Raw genomic sequence first — 18,993 nt, 5'->3', positions numbered from 1 at the left:
CGGAACACGAACCAGCAGATGACCAGCCCCAGCACCATGATCACCGAGGACACCGTGCGGGTGACGGCGACGATGGAGTTGAACACCACCGTGTCGTCGATCCAGGCCATGATCGCCGAGATGACGCCGGCCACCGCGGACGGCGCCGCCAGCGGGTTGATGACCTTGGTGTTGCCGCTGATCTCGGTCAGCCAGCCCCAGGTCGACCCGGTCGCCCAGGTCACCGCGGTCAGGGCGCCGACCATGAGGGCCGACATGCCGAGGCCGTAGCCCAGCAGCGACGGGAAGCGCCGGAACACGTCGGACCACCGGGGCAGCTCCCCGCCGCGGGTCACGGCGATCCACACCAGGAACGGCAGCGCGATGACCGCGGTGGCCTTCAGCGACACCGCGACGCCGATGAGCAGCGACGCGACGATCGCGCCGCGCAGGCGGGGCATCATCAGGCCGGCGGCCAGAGCCAGGGACACCAGGCCGACCATGATCGACTCGTTGTGCAGTCCCGCCACCAGGTGCAGCAGCACCAGCGGGTTGAGCACGCCCAGCCACTGCGCGAGCGCCGGGTCGCCGCCGAGCTCGCGGGCGATGCGCGGGATGGCCCAGGCGATGGCCAGGAAACCGGCGATGCACAGGATCCGGAACAGCACGACGCCGATGGAGATGTTGTCGCCGACGATGCGGGTGATCACCTCGTTGATGCCCAGGTGCAGCGGGCCGTACGGGGTGGTGGTGTTGCGCCAGTCGGCGGAGACCTCCAGCAGCATCGGGCCGGGGTTGACGGCGGCGCCTTCGCTGTAGGGGTCGAAGCCGTCGCGCATCATCGCGCCCTGCATCAGATACGAGTAGATGTCGCGCGAGAAGATCGGCGCCGACAGCGACAGCGGAACCAGCCACCACAGCAGCGACCGGTTCAGGGTGCGCAGGCGGTCGAGGGCGGGGCCGCGGTCCTCCCAGATCAGGCGTCGCCCGGCCAGCAGCCAGGCCCCGAGCACGATGAGGATGCCGATCCAAATGAAGATCTCGAACAGCGCGAAACCGTGTCCGTACGTGATCCACCCCAGCCCGAGGGCCTCGACCACGCCGCCCCGGTAGCGGGTGGCGCCGGCGCCGTAGGACCCGAGGGCGATGAGCAGCGCACCCGCGAAGCCGAGCTTCGCCGGGTCGGTCCACCAGCGGTCGCGGGTGCCCTCCCGGATGCTTCGCTTGCCGACGGCCGTTGCGGAGGTCATCGGACCGCACCTCCCGTGAATCGGTCGGCGGCCAGTGCGCCGGAGAGCATGACGGTGGGCACCCCGACGCCGGGGACGGTCGTGGAACCGGCGAGCACGAGGTTCGCGGGCAGTCGCGGGGACAGGTTGCGCGGGCGGAACGGCCCGGTCTGCCGGAACAGGTGCGCCAACCCGAAGGGGCTGCCGTCGATCATCCCCTGCTCGGCCCAGGTGACCGGGGTGTCCAGGCGGCCGAGGGCCCAGTGGTCGGCGATGCCGGCCAGGCCGCGGGACTCCAGGACGCCGACGACTTCGGCGAGGTGGGCCGGGCCGACCACATCCCAGTCGACGTCGGCGGAGGCGAGGTTGGGGCACGGCGCCAACACGCTGACGGGCTCCCACTCGCGGCCGTCGGCGTCGACGGTGATCCGGTCCGGGCAGGTCACCGCGGGCCGGGTGACCAGCAGCGACGGGTCCGACATCAGTGAACCGGAGCGGGGCGAGGAGATCTCGCGGAACGTCTCGTCCCACGCCTCGCCGAAGGAGATCAGGTGGTGGCGGTCGGGCCACTGCTCCGTCACGTCGACCGGTGCCGCGCCGTGGGCGACCATCGCCGACGGGGACGTCCTGGTGCGCACGAGGCGCCGCTTGGCGGGAGCGCCGGCGTCGTCAAGCCAGCCCTCGACCACCGGAAGGTCCACCGTGGCGACGATGCCATCGCAGGTCAGGGGCCCGTCGGCCGTCCGCACGGACGTCACGGTCCGGTCGGCGCCGACGGCCAGGCCGGTGACCGGCGTCGACAGCCGCAGCGTGCCGCCGGCGGCGACGAACGCCTCCGCCATGATCTCCGCGATGGCCCCGGCGCCCGAGCCGGTGCGCGACGAGGTCGGGTAGTAGACGCCCATCGTGGTGTCCATGTGCGCGATGCAGCCGTAGACCGCGCGCGCGTCCTTGGGCGCCACGCCGGCGTACAGCGACTGGAAGCTGAACACGCGCGCCAGCAGCTCGTCGCCGAGCATCGCCTCGACCCTGCGGCCCAGCGACCCGAACGCGCCGAGCTGCGCCAGATGCCCCAGATCGCCCGCGGCCCCGGCGTCGCCGATCATGTCCAGCGGCGAATCGAAGCTGGCGGCCATGAAATGCGGGTACGCCGAGGCGAACATTTCCGCCAGCCATTCGCGCATCCGGCGGTAACCCTCGACGCGCGGCACGGGATCGTCGCCGCCGGCTTCCGCGAACCGCGCGATCTCCGCGGCCATCCGCGCGGCGTCGCCGTGGACGTCGATGGAGCGGCCGTCGTGGAACATCGCATGGTAGGCGGGTGACAGGCGCTCGACCCGGAAGTCGGGGTCGACGTCCGAGATTCGCTTGCCGACGGCCGACAGCGCCGATTCCACCAGCTGGGGCATCGTCCACACCGTGGCCCCGGTGTCGGCCCGCACCGTGACGCCCGCGCCGGGCACCTCGACGTCTTCGGTGGCGCAGCGGCCGCCCACGTGGTCGGCCGAATCGACGACGGTGACCCGGTGGCCGGCGCCGGTCAGGTGGAGCGCGGCGGTCAGCCCGGACAGGCCCGCGCCGATGACGACGATGTCCAGCGGCCGCCCGCCGTCTCCCGCGGGGACGCGCCGCCGCGGTCCCGGGACCGGGGACAGCGGCAGGAACTTCAGGATGTCGGAGGCGGGGTTCTGCACGGGAGTTTCGACCTCGATGTCTGTGGCGGATGTCCGTGGCGGCGAGCTGCCGCGGGTGGGGCGGGTTGGGCGGGGCGGGCTACCAGGCCCGGGCGGTGGCGCGCCGGCCCATCTCGGCGAGCCGTTCCCTCTGCTCGTCGACGATCGGTGCGGCGTCCAGGGCCTCGAGGCCGCGGCGGGTCAGGCGGTCGATCTCCACCTCGAGCTTCTCGTCGGCGCCCGAGGCGCGGATGAGATCGCGCAATTCGGCGACGTCGTCCAGCCCATCGACGCGGCCGAGCTTCTCGTCCAGGTGCCGAGCCCCATCGGGGTCGGTGGTGCGCAGGCTCTCGAGCGCGGTGGCGACGAGCACGGTGCGCTTGCCCTCGCGCAGATCGTCGCCGGCCGGCTTGCCCGTGACCTCCGGGTCGCCGAACACGCCGAGCTGATCGTCGCGCAGCTGGAAGGCGATGCCGATGTCGCGGCCGAACTCGCGGTACGCCTCGACGATGTCGTCGCCGGCCCCGGCGATGGCCGCGCCGATGTGGAGGGGGCGCTCGATGGTGTACGCGGCGGTCTTGAAGCGATTGACCTTCTCGGCCACGCCGACGCGCGAATCACCGGAGGATTCGGCGGTGATGTCGAGCAACTGGCCGCCGAGGACCTCGGTGCGCATGCGCCACCAGGGCTCGCGGGCGCGGTTGCGTGCGGCGTCGGTCAGGCCGGAACCGTGGAACATGTCGTCCGCCCAGGCCAGGGCCACGTCGCCGGCGAGGATCGCCACCGAATGCCCGTAGTGGGCGGCGTCGCCGCGCCAGCCGTTGTCCCGGTGGCGGGCCTCGAAGATCTTGTGCACGGTCGGGTTGCCGCGGCGGGTGTCGGAGGCGTCGATGATGTCGTCGTGGATGAGGGCGCAGGCCTGGATGAACTCCAGCGCGCACACGGAGCGGAAGACGGCGTCGGCGTTTTCGGCGTCGGCGTACAGGCCACGGTCGCCGCCGGCGCCCAGCCACCCCGCCCAGGCGAACGCCGGGCGCACGCGCTTGCCGCCGAGCAGCGTGAAATCGCCCAGGGCGCCGATGACCCGGGAGAACTCCTCGTCGATGCCGGCGACCGTCGACGACCGCTCGTCGAAGAAGTCGGTCAAGGCGCCGGTCACGGCGGCGGGGACGTCGAGGGGGGACATTCCGGGTTCGATCGCCGGGAATTCAGCCGGGTTGGCCATGACGCCGCCTTTCGGGTGCTTTCGGGTCCACAACGGGGGCCGGGTCGGCCCTGATGTCGTCCTCCCAATAAGATAACCGGTCATGTCCGACTTCCCGCCACCCGCCGTGGGCCGCCAGGTTCCCGTCCGCCATGCGCTGGCCCTGCCCAGCCCCGGACCCATCCCGTTCTCCGTCGAGTTCATGCCGCCACGGGATGACGCGGCGGAGGAGCGGCTGCTCCGGGCCGCGGAGGCCTTCCACGATCTCGGCGCCTCGTTCGCGTCCGTCACCTACGGCGCGGGGGGATCGTCCCGGGACCGCACGCTGCGCATCGCCGAGCGCGTGTCCCGCGAACCTCTGACCACGCTGGTGCACCTGACGCTGGTGGGGCACTCCGTGACGGAACTGCGCGAGATCCTGCGCGCCTACCTCGAGCGCGGCCTGACCAACCTGCTGGTCCTGCGCGGCGACCCGCCGGGCGACCCGCTGGGCGAGTGGACGCCGATGGACGACGGCCTGAGCTACGCGTCGGAGCTCATCGAGATGATCCGCGCCGACGACGAGTTCGCGGATTTCGAGATCGGCATCGCCTCCTTCCCCGAGGGCCATTTCCGCGCGGCGGACCTGGAGACCGATACGCGCCACACGCTGGCGAAGCTGCGCGCGGGCGCCGAGTACTCGATCACGCAGATGTTCTTCGACGTCGAGCAGTACCTGCGGTTGCGCGATCGGCTGGCGGCCGCCGATCCCGAGCACGGCGCCAAGCCGATCATCCCGGGCCTGATGCCGATCACGTCCATGCGGTCGGTGCGTCGCCAGCTGGAGTTGTCCGGTTCGGTGCTGCCGCCCGCGCTCGACGAGCGCCTGACCCGAGCGGCGAACGGCGACGAGGAGGCCAATCGCGACGAGATCCGCAAGGTGGGCATCGAGGTGACCACCGAGATGGCGGAGCGCCTCATCGCCGAGGGCGTGCCGGGCATCCACTTCATGACCCTCAACTTCGCCCGAGCCACTCAGGAGGTCCTGCACAACTTGGGCATGGCCCCCGCGTGGGGCACCGGCCAGGACATGCTGCGCGGCGGCTTCTAGCTCACCCGGGCCTGTCGGCGGATCGCGCTCAGTCGCGCATGTCGTGGTCGCGCCGGGCCCACAGCACGACCAGCAGCGCCGCGAGCAGGCCGGCGGCGGTGACCAGGGCGGTCCACAGCAGCAGTTGATCGCGGTCGGTGCTGCCGGCGGGGGAGGTCGCCCAGAAGGTCGAGTCCTCGCCGCCCGCCATGGTCCAGCGGACGGTGTCGCCGCCGTCGACGGTGCCGTTGGTGCCGGTCACGGGGGCGGGGAACGCGATGGCCAGCGTCACTTCCGCACCGGGATACCGGGCCAGCGAGGCCTTGCCCGAGACCGACACCTGATTGCCGCCGACGCGTTCCAGCTCCAAGTCGATGGCATCGCCCGAGGCGGCGTCGACGAGGTCGTGGACCTCGTCGAAGGTCAGGTCGCGCACGACGTAGGTGGCCGTGCGGTCCTCGCCCGATTCGCCGTTTTCGACGGTGACTCCCTCGCTGAAGTTGGCCGGGATCTCCCACAGTTGCCCGCGGGCCGTCGCGGTCTTGGGCACGGCGACGTGGACGGTGCCGTTGACGCGGTCGGTCCCCGAAATGGTCATGGCGGCGTCGGTGGTGAAGCATCCCGTCAGGGCCAGCACGGGCGCCACGACGACGGCCAGCGCGGCGAGGCGGCCGCGCATGTTTTCAGCCTTCATGTCGTGGGTTCCTTTCGCGTGACGACGCTCGCGGGGACGCGGAGGCGTCGTCAAGCGAATCGGGCCGGGGCAACGGCAACCCGGCCCCGAGCACGGCGAAGGGCCGGGAGTCGCCCGCGAAGTGGAAGTCGCGCAAGACGTCGGTGAACCCGAGCCGGCGGTAGAGGCGCCAGGCGCGGTTGGCCTCCGCCGGGACCTCCGGCGTGGACAGCAGGACGCGGCGTTCGGGGCGGCCGCGCATCAGCTCGTGCAGCAACCTCTCGCCCAGGCGCGCGCCCTGGTGGCGGGGATCGACGTGGATTTCCGCGAGCTCGGCGTAATCGCCCAACACGTCGGAGACCACGTCCAGGGGAGTGCGGCGGGCGGCCAGGCCCGCGCGGACCTGGACGTGCCACCACTGCGTCGACGCTCCAGTCTGGCAATAGGCGACCCCTGCCAGCGGAAACGACGGATCGGCCAGCGCCACGTGCGGGGCGACGTCGTCGGGGTGCGCGACGGCGGCGACGGCGGCCCACCCGGGCTCGTGGCGGGCCAGCGCCCAGGCCCGCACGCGCGCGTCGACGACCGACGGGTCATAGCCCATCGCCCCGACGTACAGGGAGACGGCCTCGTGGAGCCGGAGCCGGAATATCGGTTCCGGCATGGGGAGGACGCTGTATCGCACTCGTACAGCTTAGCCGGGGCGAACCGGCGCGGGTCGAATGCCGGATCGTCGGGTACGGGCGGGCTCCGGGGCGGGAACGGCGAAACAAGCCCTTGGGTGCGAATGAATGTTCGAATATCATGGAGGGTGGATCCGGAAGGTTCCCTAGTGTGCGGGTTGTCGCGGAAGCGATGGTGGGCCGGTGGTGCGGATCCCATCGAACGAATCTTTGAAGTTCGGCCGGCGCCGGTGGTGGCGCGGTCGAGGGAACGGAAGGAAAGGAGCAGTCGGATGGCACGCATCGGAAACGGGAGGAGCGCGATGGTGGCGCCGTCGGGGCTGTCTCCTCAGGCCGTGACGTTCCTGGGGCGTGCGGCGTCCCTGCTCGCGCAGGCGAAGGTGGCGGGCCCTGCCGATCGGCTGGATTTGTCGTACCAAGCGGCCCTGCGCGTGGCGGGGGCCGTCATCGCGGAGAGTCCGGGGCGGCGGCGGAAGGCCGACCATGGCGCCTGGGCGCGGCTGCGTCGGCACGCTCCTGCGTATGCGCCGTGGGCGGCCCGGTTCGAGGCGCTGTCGCGGCAGTGGGAGGACGTGCGGCTGGGATTGTCCGGTGGCGTCGACGAACTGGAGGCGCGCAGGGTCCAGGCCATGGCATCCGATTTTCTCGCCGAGGTGGAGGCGGATTTCGGCATGCTTTCGGACGTGGCCTGATCTCGCCGAAAGGCGGTGGTTCGCCCGCAATGGCATGCGTACACTGGCGCGTACTGATTGAGCCCCGCAGCACATCTCCCGCGCGGGCCCGGCGGGCGATTCGCCGGGCAAGTTCGGGAACAAAATCGGTGGCACGGCCGTTGAACCTTGTGAGCGGTCGTTGCGGCCGGCGGCAGCCGCCGCAGCGATGATGTGGATGATGTGAACGACGACTAGCCCGACCGTGAGTCAGGGGAGGAAACCCATGGGACTTTCCGAGCAGGAACAGAGGATGCTCGCCGAGATCGAATCGGCCCTGTACGCCGAGGATCCGAAGTTCGGTTCCGCCATGTCCGGAAAGTCGATGGGCCTCGATTCCGGGGGTTCGCCGCGCGGGTTCTCGCCCCGGGTCATCGCCATCATCGGCGTCGGCCTGGTGCTGCTCGTCGGGGGAATGGCGCTCGCGCAGACGAGCTTGTGGTTCCTGGCGATGAGCATCGTCGGATTCCTGGCGATGTTCGGCGCCGGCGTGTGGGCCCTGACCGGATCGGGCGAAGGATCGAAGCTCGTGTCCGTCGGTGCCGACGGTTCCCGCGCCGGCAAGGCCAAGAAGCCCCGCCGTCAGAGCCCCTCGGGCGGCATGGAGGATCGCTTCCGCGGGCGCTTCCAGGGGCGCTGATCTCGTCCCTCAGGCCCTGATTCCGCATCCGGGGGAGCGTCCCCGGGGGAGTTGATCCCCGAATCCGCACCGACCCCGTTCCGGCAGTCGCCGGGGCGGGGTTTTCGCGTGCCTTTTTCTGCGGCAGATTCTGAGCGCCGCGCGCACTCGCTAACCCACCTCGAATGTCCTAACCCACCCGCTATAACGGGTCTTTTTGGCCATTCGAGGTGGGTTAGCCGCTGAGGGGCGCCAATGGCCCCTCCGCGGCCTCCCCCTCAGCCGTGCCGTAGCTCCCCACTCGGCCCCACCGCGGCTTCCCACTTCGCCCCACCCCGATCACCCACTTCGCCCCATGGGGACGGGGAGTGTCCGTCGGGGAGCTGGGGCGCATTCGTCACCGATCGTCGAAAAGTCGCGATTTCGCGTGCCCGCCACGGGTTTCGGACTCTCGCCCAAGTGTCGTTCTTTTTCCAGCTGTGATGCGCGACACGCCGAAGCGACATGCGGGCGAAAAATTATCGTCGTGAAGCGAGGGGCGTGACATCGTCCACGGGAAAACGTCCCACCGGGGAATATGCAGGTTGACAGGTTTTGGCGGGTGAAAAACGCCAGGAGGGTGGCGCGTTGTGGTGTTGCTTGTGGGGCAAAGTGGGGTACTGTGGGCCGTGATGTTGGAGAGGTCGACCGGCATCACAGGAAAAAGACGAATACCGATGAGATGACTTGATGCGGCGCCACCGCGTCGGCCGGACGAGGGGAGAGGAGCCGGAAGCGACATGTTCCTCGGCACCTATACCCCGAAGCTGGACGACAAAGGTCGTCTGACGCTCCCGGCGAAGTTCCGCGACGAACTCGCCGGCGGGCTGATGGTGACCAAGGGGCAGGACCACTCGCTGGCCGTCTACCCCAAGGACGAGTTCATCCAGCTCGCGCAGCGCGCGACGAAGGCATCGCGGACCAACGCCCGCGCCCGCGCCTTCATCCGCAACCTGGCGGCGAGCACGGACGAGCAGCGGCCCGACGGGTCGGGGCGCATCACGTTGTCGGCGGATCACCGCACCTACGCGGGCCTGACCAAGGAATGCGTGGTCATCGGATCCATCGATTTCCTGGAGATCTGGGACAAGCAGTCCTGGGAGGCCTACCAGGCGGAGCATGAAGAGGACTTCTCCGACGGCGAAGACGATTCGCTGTTCGGGGTGCTGTAGGACTCGCCGCGCCGCCCGGGACGGGAGTGTCCGCAAGGACTCTGTCCGAACCGACCCTGGTGTACTTCCCCGATACCAGGTTCGGCTCGGGCAGGGCCCTGTGCACGCGCCCTGCGGACGACGCAAGAGCGAGGTAGACGAAAACACCGCGAGATTTCGGAGGGAGTGCCGATGACCGATGTCAACGATGTGACTGGAGTGGACGACGGTGCTGATGTGGTGCGCGAGATGCGCTCCGCCCCCGGAGATCGCAAGTCCGGCGAGCACGGGCACGTCCCGGTCCTCCTCGATCGCGTCACCGCCCTCCTCGAGCCCGGCATCACCGGCGTTGGTTCCCCCGATGGAACCGGCGCCGTCGTCGTCGACGGCACCCTCGGCGCCGGCGGACACGCCGAGCACCTCCTGGAAACCTTTCCGGGCCTCCACCTGATCGGCCTCGACCGTGACGCCGCCGCACTGGCCTCCGCCCGCGAGCGGCTCGCCCGTTTCGGCGATCGTTTCGTCGGCGTCCAGACCAGGTTCGACGGTCTCGCCGACGTCATCGGCATCGACGGGTCGGTCGTCGTCCCCGGTTTCGATCCGGAGGACACGTCGAACCTCGACCCGGCGGCACCGGCGATCGCGCTGGCCCGCGAAGCCGGCGTGGCCGGGGCCCTGTTCGATCTCGGCGTCTCGTCGATGCAGCTCGACCAGGTCGACCGCGGTTTCGCCTACCGCGTCGACGCGCCCCTGGACATGCGCATGGACCCCACCACGGGCCCGACCGCGGCGGACGTCCTCAACGGCTACTCGCACGGTGACCTGGCCCGCATCCTGTCGACTTACGGAGATGAGCGTTTCGCGGGCCGCATCGCCACGGCGGTGCTGCGCGAGCGGGACAAGGAACCGTTCACCACGTCCGGCCGTCTCGTCGAGTTGCTTTACGACGCGATCCCGGCCGCCTCGCGACGCACCGGCGGCCACCCCGCCAAGCGCACGTTCCAGGCGCTGCGCGTCGAAGTCAACAAGGAGCTGGAGGCGCTGGAGAACGTCCTGCCCATGACCTGCGGGGGACTCGCGGTCGGGGGCCGGGCCGTCTTCATGAGCTACCAGAGTCTCGAAGACCGACTGGTCAAGCGCGATTTCGCCGAACGAGTGAAGTCCACGACCCCCGCCGGCCTGCCCATGGAACTGCCCGGGCACGAGCCGAAGTTCCGGTTGGTCACCCGCGGGGCCGAAAAAGCCGACGCGGAAGAGATAGAGGAAAACCCCCGCGCCGCACCGGTTCGGGTGAGATGCATCGAACGCGTCCGCCCGGATTGACCGGCCACCGATTGAAGCGCACCGCGCCAAACACAACCGAATAGCCCCACCGCAGCACCACCCACCACCACCACCGCACCACAGACCCGCCGCTCGCGGCGAAGACCTCGGGAGAAGTCATGGCAGCCACCATCACGGACGACGCCCCCGCCCGCACCACCGGGCGCGGACACGTCGGTTCGCCCGCGGCCCCCGCCCCGTCCCGCCGGGGCAAGGGGCGCCGCTCGACCCTCAAGGGACGCACCGGGTCCCGCCAGGTCGTGTCCCGCCGGGGCCGCCGGCTGACGAACACCACCGCGGACCGCTCCAAGGTGCACTTCGCCATCGGCTCGATCATCGTGGTGGTGCTCGGCATCGTCCTCGCGATGGTCCTGTCGGGTCTCTCCACCTCTCAGTCGTTCCAGCTCAGCGCGGCCCGCCAGGAGGAGCAGAGGCTCCGCGACGGCATCTCCGTGCTCGAGCGCGACGTCGAGTTCCAGCGGTCCACCGCCGAGATCGCCCGCCGCGCGACCGAGATGGGCATGGTCAACGTCGAGAACCCCGCCATCCTGGTCGTCGGCGAGGACGGGGTCGTCCACGAGGTTCGCCCGGGAGACCCGGCGCACCAGCGCATCGTCGACATCAACGGCGCCGCCGTGCGCCCCGACGCGCCGACCTCGAACCCTGCGGAGACCGAGAACGTGCCCGGCATGCAGGCCCCGTCGGTGCAGGAGGGCAACCCGGCCGTCCCGCAGCTGCCGGCCCAGGCCCCCTACTCGCCGAACGCCGCTCGCCCGCCGGCCCCGCCGGCGCCCGTCCCGGCCCCGGCCCCGGCTCCCGAGGGTGACGTCAATCCCGGGGAGGCCCCCGCCCCGGCTGTAGACTGACGCCCGCATGCGACCGCGGCACGCCGCCGTGGTCCGTTCACCGAGAAGGCACCAGGCATGATCCGTTCCTCTGACGACCACGGCGATTCCGGACAGTTCCGGGCTCGCCGGGATCGTCGCATCCCCGTTGATTCGGGGACCCGCCCCACGCCGCGCCGGAACAGGGCGATGGCGTCTTCGGAGCGGATCGACGCCTCCGGCGGCGAATTCCATCGCCGCCGCAAGATTCTCCAGGTCATCGGCGCCGTCATCGTCGCCATCCTCATCGTCCGTCTGGGGTGGGTGCAGCTCGTCGCGGGACCGGATCTCGCCGCGCGCGCCCAGAGCCAGCGCTCCATCGAGGTCGTCGACGCCGCACGCCGCGGCGCCATCACCGACCGCGATGGCGCGTCCCTGGCGTTCACCCTGGAAGCCCGCAGCATCACGGCGCACCCCGCGAGCCTGCGCGCGCACCTGGAGGAAGCCCACCAGCTGTGGCCGGAGGATTACCCGGAATACGACCAGCGCCTGCGCGACATCGCCGAGGCGCTTCCCCAAATGCTCGACGTGCCCGACCTGGACGCCAAAAAGGAGCGGGAGACCAGGCGTCGTCAAGCGGATGAGGCCCCCGCAGAGGAGGGCATCCGCGAAACGCCCGGCGGAATCAGCTCGAAGGAGGTCCTGGACAAGCTTCGCGACGAGGAAAGCAGCTACGAGGTCCTGGTGCGCAACGTCGACCCGGACAAGGCCTCGGCCGTCGTCGAGCGGTTCCCGGAGCTCGTCTCCGAGCGCCAGGACATCCGCCAGTACCCGAATGGGGCGGTCGGCGCGAACGTGATCGGCAAGATCGGCATGGACGGAGTCGGCCAGTTCGGCTTCGAGGCCTCGCGCGACGCGACGCTGCAGGGCGTCAACGGCGGCCGAACGGTCGACATCGCCGCCAACGGCATCGCCATCCCCGGGTCCACCCGCGACCAGCACCCGCCGATCGACGGCACCGACTACGAGCTGACCATCGACGCGGACATGCAGTACTTCGTCCAGCAGCAGGTGCAGCAGGCGAAGGACAATTCCGGTGCGAAGGAAGCCTCCGCGGTCGTCCTCGACGCCAAGACCGGCGAGATCCTGGCCATGGCGCAGTCCGACACCGCCAACCCCAACCGCGACATCGGCCGCGAGGTGGAGGATGGCCGCAACATCGGCAACACGCCGGTGTCGACGCCCTTCGAGCCGGGGTCCGTGGCGAAGATCATCACGGCCGCCGGCGCCATCGAGGACGGCGTGACCACGCCCGACGAGGTCCTCACCGTCCCCGGGTCCATCCACATGTCCGGCGTCACCGTCAACGACGCGTGGCAGCACGGGCCGGAGCCGTTCACCACGACGGGCATCTTCGGCAAGTCCTCGAACGTCGGCACCCTGATGCTCGCCGAGCGCCTCGGCCCGGACCGGTACGCCGAGCTGCTGCACGACTTCGGCCTGGGCCAGTCCACCGGCGTCGAGTTGCCCGGCGAATCCTCGGGCCTCGTGCCGCAGCGCCCCCAGTGGTCGGGCGGCACCTTCGCCAACCTGCCCATCGGGCAGGGCATGGCCATGTCCCTGCTGCAAATGACCGGCATCTACCAGACCATCGCCAACGACGGCGTCCGCGTCTCGCCGAGGATCATCAAGTCGGCCACCGGCCCCGACGGCACCGTCGTCGAGGCCGAGCGACCCGATCCCGTCGAGGTCGTCAGCCCGGAGACCGCCCGCACCGTTCGCGACATGTTCCAGTCCGTCCTCCAGTCCGACCCGACCGGCCGCCAGTCCGGCACGGCCTCGGGCGACGGCATCGAGGGCTACCAGCTCACCGGCAAGACGGGCACCGCCCAGAAGGTCGACCCCGACACGGGCCGGTACTCGAACTCGAGGTACCACATCACCTTCGCCGGCATCGCGCCCGCGGACGACCCGAGGTTCGTCATCGGCATCATGCTCGACGAGCCCGTCCGCGGCGTCCACGGGCAGGGCGGGCAGTCGGCGGCGCCGCTGTTCAGCGACATCGCCGCCTGGGCCCTCAACCGCTACAACGTGCCGCCGGCCCCCCGCGAGGAGGGGACCCTGCTGCTGCAGCCCTGATCTTCCGACACCTCCGGCCGCGGACCCGGCCGGCCCCGGACCCAGAACACCGAACCCACTAGGAGCGCACATGACCGTCACACTCGGGCACCTCGCCGAACTCATCGGCGGTTCCGTGCTGCCCGCCGGAACCGATGCGGACGCTGCCGCCGACACCTCCGCAGCCGGCACCGCAGCCGGCACCGCCATCACGGGCGTCGAGCTCAATGCCGCCGAGACCCCTGAGGGCGGGCTGTTCGCGGCGCTGCCGGGCACCCGCGTCCACGGCGCGTCCTATGCGGACCAGTCGCCGGGCGCGGCGATCCTCACCGACGCCGCCGGCCTGGAGATCCTGCGCGCCGCGGGCGGCCCCGACCGTCCGGTGCTCCTCGTCGACGACGTCCGCGCCGTGCTCGGCGCCGTGTCGGCGGAGGTCCACGGCCGCCCGTCGGACCGGCTGACCATCGTCGGCGTAACCGGCACCTCGGGCAAGACCACCACGACGTACCTGCTCGAGGGCGCCCTGTTGGCGGCCGGCAAGCGCACGGGCCTGATCGGCACCACCGGCACCCGCATCAACGGCCGTTCGGTCCCCAGCCACCTGACCACTCCTGAGGCCCCCGCACTGCAGAGGCTTTTCGACGACATGCTCGCCGAAGGCGTGACCCACGTGGTCATGGAAGTGTCGTCGCACGCGCTGTCGCTGGGCCGCGTCGACGGCGTCTCCTTCGACGTGACGTGCTTCCTCAACCTCTCCCAGGACCACCTCGACTTCCACGACGGCCTCGAGGATTACTTCGACGCGAAGGCGGCGCTGTTCCGCCCCGAGTCGCCGCTGCACGCCCCGCGCGTGGTCTCGTGCGTCGACGATTCCTGGGGCCGCCGCATGGCGGAGATCGCCGCGGCGCCCGGCGTCAGAGTCGACACCGTGGGCACCCCGCACGCGGAGGACGCGCGCATCGCCGACGACGGCACCCGCCTCGCCCCGCAGGCGACGTGGCGAGCCGGCCGCGTCTCGGTCGCCGACAACGGAGTCCAGCACGTGACCTTGACCGGGCCGGGTGGTCCGGTGCAGATCGACGTCCCCCTGCCCGGTGCGTTCAACATCGCCAACGCCTCCGTCGCGTGGGCGGCGCTGGCCGCCCTCGGCGTGGCCGGTCGCGACGCCGCCGAGGGCATCGCCCGCGTGGCGGTGCCGGGACGGATGGAGCGCATCGACGAAGGCCAGGACTTCCTCGCCGTCGTCGACTACGCCCACAAGCCCGCCGCCGTCGGCGAGGTGCTGCGCACGCTGCGCGCCCAGACCGTCGGCCGCGTCATCGCCGTCATCGGCGCCGGCGGCGACCGCGATTCCTCCAAGCGCCCGCTCATGGGCGCGGAAGCCGCACGCGTCGCCGACGTCGTCATCGTCACCGACGACAACCCGCGCACCGAAGATCCCCGGCCGATCCGCGAGGCCGTCACGCAGGGCGCGGCGGAGGCCGCGGCCAAGCGGGCCGCCGCGGTGGGCATCGACCCGATTCGCGTGGAGAACATCGGCGACCGCGCCGAGGCCATCGATCTGGCCATCCGCCTCGCCGAGCCCGGCGACGCAGTGGTGGTCGCGGGCAAGGGCCACGAGACGGGCCAGGAGATCAACGGCGTCCAGCATCATTTCGACGATCGCGAGCAGGTCCGGGAGGCGCTGCGCCGCCGTGCCGGCGCAGCTCCGGGCACGTCCGGGGCTTCCGCGGCGACCACGTCGACCGAGGGAGAGGGCGAGGACTAGATGATCCAGCGCACCGCGGGGGAGATCGCCGACATCGTCGGCGGCGTCCTCCACGACGCGGACCCGGAGACCACCGTCACCGGCCCCGTCGAATTCGATTCCCGGCGCGTCGGGCCCGGCTCCGTGTTCCTGGCGCTGCCGGGCGCGCGTGCCGACGGCCATGATTTCGCGCAGGGCGCGGCAGCCCAGGGTGCGGCGCTGATCCTGGCGGCGCGGCCGGTGGGGGTGCCCGCCGTCGTCGTCAAGCCACTGGGCGCACAGGACTCCAACGCCGACGCCTTCGCGCACGACCCGGACGGCTCCGGGGCCGCGGTGCTGGAGGCGGTGGGCAAGCTGGCCCGCCGCGACGTCGACGAGCTCGCCGCCGACGGCCTGGTCGTCGTCGGGGTGACCGGATCGGCCGGCAAGACCTCCGTCAAGGACATGATGGCCACGATCCTGCGCACCGACGGCGAGACCGTCGCGCCGAAGGGGTCGTTCAACAACGAGATCGGCCATCCGTACACCGTGCTGCGCTGCACCCGCGACACCCGTTACCTGGTCGCCGAGATGAGCGCCCGCGGCGTCGGGCACGTCGCCCTCCTGGCGCGCATCGCCCCGCCGCGCATCGGCGCCGTGCTCAACGTGGGCACCGCGCACCTCGGCGAATTCGGCTCGCGCGAGACCATCGCGCAGGCCAAGGGAGAGCTCGTCGAGGCGCTGCCCGCCGCAGCCGACGGGGGAGTCGCGGTGCTCAACGCCGACGACCCGCTGGTCGCCGGCATGGCGCCGCGCACCCGGGCGAAGGTGGTCACGTTCGGCGTGGCCTCGGAGGCGGCCGACTATCGGGCCACCGACGTCACGATCGACGACCTCGCCCGCGCCTCCTTCACGCTGCAGTGCCCGGGCGGGTCCGCCCACCGGGTGGAGCTCAAGGTGCACGGTGCCCACCAGGTGCCCAACGCCCTGGCCGCCGCGGCCGTCGGCATCGAGGCGGGACTTGCCCCGGCCACCGTCGCCGAAGCGCTCAGCGCCCACGTCGCCGCCTCCGAGCGGCGCATGGAAATGCGCGGCCGCGGGGACGGCACGACCGTCATCAACGACTCCTACAACGCCAACCCCGACTCCATGCGGGCCGGCGTCGACGCCCTCGTGCTCGCCGCCGGCGCCCGCGACGGCGCGACCTCGTGGGCGGTGCTGGGGCAGATGGGCGAGCTCGGCGACACCGCCGTCGACGAGCACGCCGCGCTGGCCGGATACCTCGCCGACCACGGCGTCGACCGCCTCGTCGCAGTCGGGGACGGGGCCAACGCGCGTGCCCTCGCGGACGCCGCCGAGGCGATGGGGTTAAATACTGTCCGGGCGTCGGACCCCGATGCGGCCGCGGAAGCGGTCGCCGCGGAGCTCCGACCCGGTGACGTTGTCCTGGTCAAGGCGTCCTACGCCGACGGCCTGTGGCGCGTCGCCGACGCGCTGGCGCCGGTGACGCAGCAGAATTCGACCGAGAGGCGAGGCAAGTGACTCAACTCATCTACAGCGGGGCCTTCGCGTTCATCGTGTCGGTCTTCCTGACCCCGGTGCTCATCCGCCGCTTTTCCGCGGAGGGCATCGGCCAGGAGATCCGCGAGGAGGGGCCGAAGAGCCACCTCCGCAAGCGCGGCACCCCGACGATGGGCGGCATCGCCATCATCGCCGGCATCCTCGCCGGCTATTTCGGTTCGCATGCCATCGGCTTCTTCCAGACCGGCGCGGGGCCCTCGGCCTCGGGCCTGCTGGTGCTCTTCCTCACCCTGGCCATGGGCGCGCTCGGCTTCGCCGACGACTTCATCAAGCTGTACAAGGGCCGCAACCTGGGGCTGAACAAGACGGCGAAGCTCGTCGGCCAGCTGGCCGCGGCGCTGATCTTCGGCGTGCTGCTGCTGCAGTTCCCGGATGCCTCGGGCATCACCCCGGGTTCGACGAACCTGTCCTTCGCCCGCGACATCACCACGTGGAACCTCGCCCCGGGCCCGGCCTGGCTGGGCATGATCGTGTTCCTGGTGTTCGTGTTCATCGTCATCGCGGCGTGGACCAACGCGGTGAACCTGACGGACGGCCTCGACGGCCTGGCCTCCGGCGCGGTGGCGCTGCTGCTGGGCACGTACACGGCCATCGCCTTCTGGCAGTTCCGCAATTCCTGCGACGTCGCCATCGGCGCCGGCTGCTACGACGTCCGCGATCCGCTGGACGTCGGCATCCTCGCCGCCGCCGGCCTGGGCGCCTGCCTGGGCTTCCTGTGGTGGAACGCCGCGCCGGCGAAGATCTTCATGGGCGACACCGGTTCGCTGGCGCTGGGCGGCCTCATCGCCGGCCTGTCGTTCGTCACCAAGACCGAGCTGCTGATGGTCATCATCGGCTTCATCTTCGTCATGGAGGTCGCTTCGGTGGCCATCCAGATCGCGGCGTTCCAGACGACGGGCAAGCGCCCGTTCCGGATGGCGCCCATCCACCATCACTTCGAGGCGAAGGGCTGGGCCGAAACGGCGGTCGTCATTCGCTTCTGGCTGTTGGCCGGCATCTTCAACATGCTCGGCTCCGCAATCTTCTATTCGGACTGGCTTATGCAATCGGGGGTCATGCGATGACGTTCACGGACACGCCCACGGATCTGGTGGCGCTGGTGCGCTCGGGCCCGGTGCTGGTCACCGGGGCGGGCGTGTCCGGGGAGGGCGCGATCAAGCTCCTCCGCGACCTCGGCTGCCCGGAGATCCACCTGGTCGACGATTCCGCCGAGCGCGGCCGGCCCCTGGCCGACGCGCACGGGGTCGAATGGTGCGGCTCCGACGTGGCCCGGGGTCTGCTTTCCGACGCCGCCGCCGTGGTCACTTCCCCGGGGTGGCGCCCGGATACTCCGCTGCTCGTCGACGCCGCGGACGCCGGCGTCCCGGTCGTCGGCGACGTGGCCGTCGCCCACGCGGGCGACCGTGCGGGCGCGTGGGGTGCGCCGCGCACCTGGCTGGTGGTCACCGGAACCAACGGCAAGACCACGACGACCGCGATGCTCGCCGCCATGCTGGGCGACCGGGGCGCCGCGGTCGGCAACATCGGCGTGGCGTTGCACGACGCCCTCACCGCCGACGACCGCGTCGACGTGCTGGCCGCCGAACTGTCGAGCTTCCAGCTGCACTGGGCGCCGGACCTGCGCCCGGACGCCGGCGCGCTGCTCAACCTCGCCGAGGACCACATCGACTGGCACGGCTCGTACGACGCCTACGGCGCCGACAAGGCCATCGCCCTGACCGGCGGAGTGGCCGTTTACGGGCTCGACGACGAAGACGTCGTCAAGCAGGTGCGAGGGCTCACCGAGGCCGGGCGCCTGGCGCCCGCGGCCGTCGGCTTCACCATCGGCGAACCGGAGGAGGGGCAGATCGGCGTGCGCGACGGGCGCATCGTCGACCGCGCCTTCGGGGACCGGACGAGCGACGAGCCGCACGAGGCGACCGCGCTCGGCGGCGTGGACGTCGCGACGATCGAGGGCATTTCGCCCCCGGGCCCGGCGGGCGTGCTCGACGCGCTGGCCGCTACGGCGCTCGCCCGCTCCATCGGGGTCCGCGCCGCGGACATCGCCGCCGCGCTGGCGGGCTTCACCGTCCGGGCCCATCGCGGACAGGTCGTCCATTCCGCCGGGGGCGTCGACTGGATCGACGACTCCAAGGCCACCAACCCGCACGCCGCCGACGCGGCGCTGCGCGGTCACGAATCGGTCGTGTGGGTCGCCGGCGGTCAGCTGAAGGGCGCCGACGTCACCGGGCTCATCGCCGATCACGCGCACCGGATGCGCGCGGCGGTGGTCCTCGGCGTCGACGGCCCGGCCATCGCCGAGGCCCTCGCCGCCGCCTCGCCGGGTCTGCCGGTGACGGTGATCGGGGAGACCGACCCGGCCACCGCGATGGCGCAGGCCTGTGCCGCCGCG

Annotated in this window: 16 protein-coding genes; 11 read left to right on the top strand and 5 right to left on the bottom strand. The window is 71.2% G+C overall.

Annotation, left to right across the window (positions count from 1 at the left end):
* From GX015_RS01080 to GX015_RS01070, 3 genes are all read right to left on the bottom strand, one after another.
* The coding region (locus tag GX015_RS01080) for an alpha-(1->6)-mannopyranosyltransferase A (RefSeq protein ID WP_291342135.1) at nucleotides 1-1,229 on the bottom strand (1,229 nt) is incomplete at its 3' end.
* Nucleotides 1,226-2,902 (bottom strand): phytoene desaturase family protein, encoded by a 1,677-nt coding sequence (gene crtI, locus GX015_RS01075; RefSeq protein ID WP_291342133.1) that lies wholly within the window; start codon nucleotides 2,900-2,902, stop codon nucleotides 1,226-1,228. The genes crtI and GX015_RS01080, both read right to left, overlap by 4 nt.
* A 79-nt stretch (nucleotides 2,903-2,981) precedes the next feature.
* The gene (locus tag GX015_RS01070) at nucleotides 2,982-4,067 is read right to left on the bottom strand and encodes a polyprenyl synthetase family protein (protein WP_291342139.1); all 1,086 of its coding nucleotides are present in this window, start codon (nucleotides 4,065-4,067) and stop codon (nucleotides 2,982-2,984) included.
* A 121-nt stretch (nucleotides 4,068-4,188) separates the two neighbouring features.
* Between GX015_RS01070 and metF the strand changes: the two genes are divergently transcribed.
* A complete protein-coding gene (gene metF / locus GX015_RS01065) occupies nucleotides 4,189-5,175 on the top strand; it encodes a methylenetetrahydrofolate reductase [NAD(P)H] (protein ID WP_291342132.1) in 987 nt (328 codons plus the stop codon).
* A 28-nt stretch (nucleotides 5,176-5,203) separates the two neighbouring features.
* Here the strand turns inward: metF and GX015_RS01060 are convergent, their stop codons facing one another.
* Nucleotides 5,204-5,848, bottom strand: a complete 645-nt coding sequence (locus GX015_RS01060; protein ID WP_291342131.1) for a DUF3153 domain-containing protein — start codon at nucleotides 5,846-5,848, stop codon at nucleotides 5,204-5,206.
* Entirely contained in the window at nucleotides 5,838-6,491 is a 654-nt protein-coding gene (locus tag GX015_RS01055; RefSeq protein WP_291342130.1) for an N-acetyltransferase, read from the bottom strand. The genes GX015_RS01060 and GX015_RS01055 overlap by 11 nt, the downstream gene beginning before the upstream one ends.
* A gap of 291 nt (nucleotides 6,492-6,782) precedes the next feature.
* Between GX015_RS01055 and GX015_RS01050 the strand changes: the two genes are divergently transcribed.
* The 10 genes from GX015_RS01050 to murD all read left to right on the top strand — a co-directional run.
* Entirely contained in the window at nucleotides 6,783-7,202 is a 420-nt protein-coding gene (locus GX015_RS01050; RefSeq protein ID WP_291342129.1) for an SAV_6107 family HEPN domain-containing protein, read from the top strand.
* Between the two features lie 244 nt (nucleotides 7,203-7,446).
* On the top strand, nucleotides 7,447-7,860 hold the full coding sequence (locus tag GX015_RS01045; RefSeq protein ID WP_291342127.1) for a DUF3040 domain-containing protein: 414 nt from the start codon (nucleotides 7,447-7,449) through the stop codon (nucleotides 7,858-7,860).
* 758 nt (nucleotides 7,861-8,618) lie between these two features.
* Nucleotides 8,619-9,050: a division/cell wall cluster transcriptional repressor MraZ gene (gene mraZ, locus GX015_RS01040; protein WP_155867224.1), complete on the top strand. Its 432-nt coding sequence runs from the start codon at nucleotides 8,619-8,621 to the stop codon at nucleotides 9,048-9,050.
* Nucleotides 9,051-9,278: 228 nt separating this feature from the next.
* On the top strand, nucleotides 9,279-10,352 hold the full coding sequence (rsmH, locus tag GX015_RS01035; RefSeq protein ID WP_291342137.1) for a 16S rRNA (cytosine(1402)-N(4))-methyltransferase RsmH: 1,074 nt from the start codon (nucleotides 9,279-9,281) through the stop codon (nucleotides 10,350-10,352).
* Nucleotides 10,353-10,471: 119 nt separating this feature from the next.
* Nucleotides 10,472-11,218 (top strand): hypothetical protein, encoded by a 747-nt coding sequence (locus GX015_RS01030; protein ID WP_291342123.1) that lies wholly within the window; start codon nucleotides 10,472-10,474, stop codon nucleotides 11,216-11,218.
* Nucleotides 11,219-11,386: 168 nt separating this feature from the next.
* Nucleotides 11,387-13,315, top strand: coding sequence for a penicillin-binding protein 2 (locus tag GX015_RS01025; protein WP_291342121.1), 1,929 nt, complete (start codon nucleotides 11,387-11,389; stop codon nucleotides 13,313-13,315).
* 70 nt (nucleotides 13,316-13,385) lie between these two features.
* The gene (locus GX015_RS01020) at nucleotides 13,386-15,062 is read left to right on the top strand and encodes a UDP-N-acetylmuramoyl-L-alanyl-D-glutamate--2,6-diaminopimelate ligase (RefSeq protein WP_291342120.1); all 1,677 of its coding nucleotides are present in this window, start codon (nucleotides 13,386-13,388) and stop codon (nucleotides 15,060-15,062) included.
* Nucleotides 15,063-16,562, top strand: a complete 1,500-nt coding sequence (gene murF / locus GX015_RS01015) for a UDP-N-acetylmuramoyl-tripeptide--D-alanyl-D-alanine ligase (RefSeq protein ID WP_291342118.1) — start codon at nucleotides 15,063-15,065, stop codon at nucleotides 16,560-16,562.
* The gene (mraY, locus tag GX015_RS01010; RefSeq protein ID WP_291342116.1) at nucleotides 16,559-17,665 is read left to right on the top strand and encodes a phospho-N-acetylmuramoyl-pentapeptide-transferase; all 1,107 of its coding nucleotides are present in this window, start codon (nucleotides 16,559-16,561) and stop codon (nucleotides 17,663-17,665) included. The genes murF and mraY overlap by 4 nt, the downstream gene beginning before the upstream one ends.
* On the top strand, nucleotides 17,662-18,993 hold a 1,332-nt coding region (gene murD / locus GX015_RS01005), incomplete at its 3' end, for a UDP-N-acetylmuramoyl-L-alanine--D-glutamate ligase (protein ID WP_291342114.1). The genes mraY and murD, both read left to right, overlap by 4 nt.

It is taken from the genome of Corynebacterium sp., from assembly GCF_012837295.1.
Taxonomy (GTDB): domain Bacteria; phylum Actinomycetota; class Actinomycetes; order Mycobacteriales; family Mycobacteriaceae; genus Corynebacterium.
Note: the sequence above shows the minus strand (reverse complement) of the source record. Positions and strands in the feature narration are given on the sequence as shown.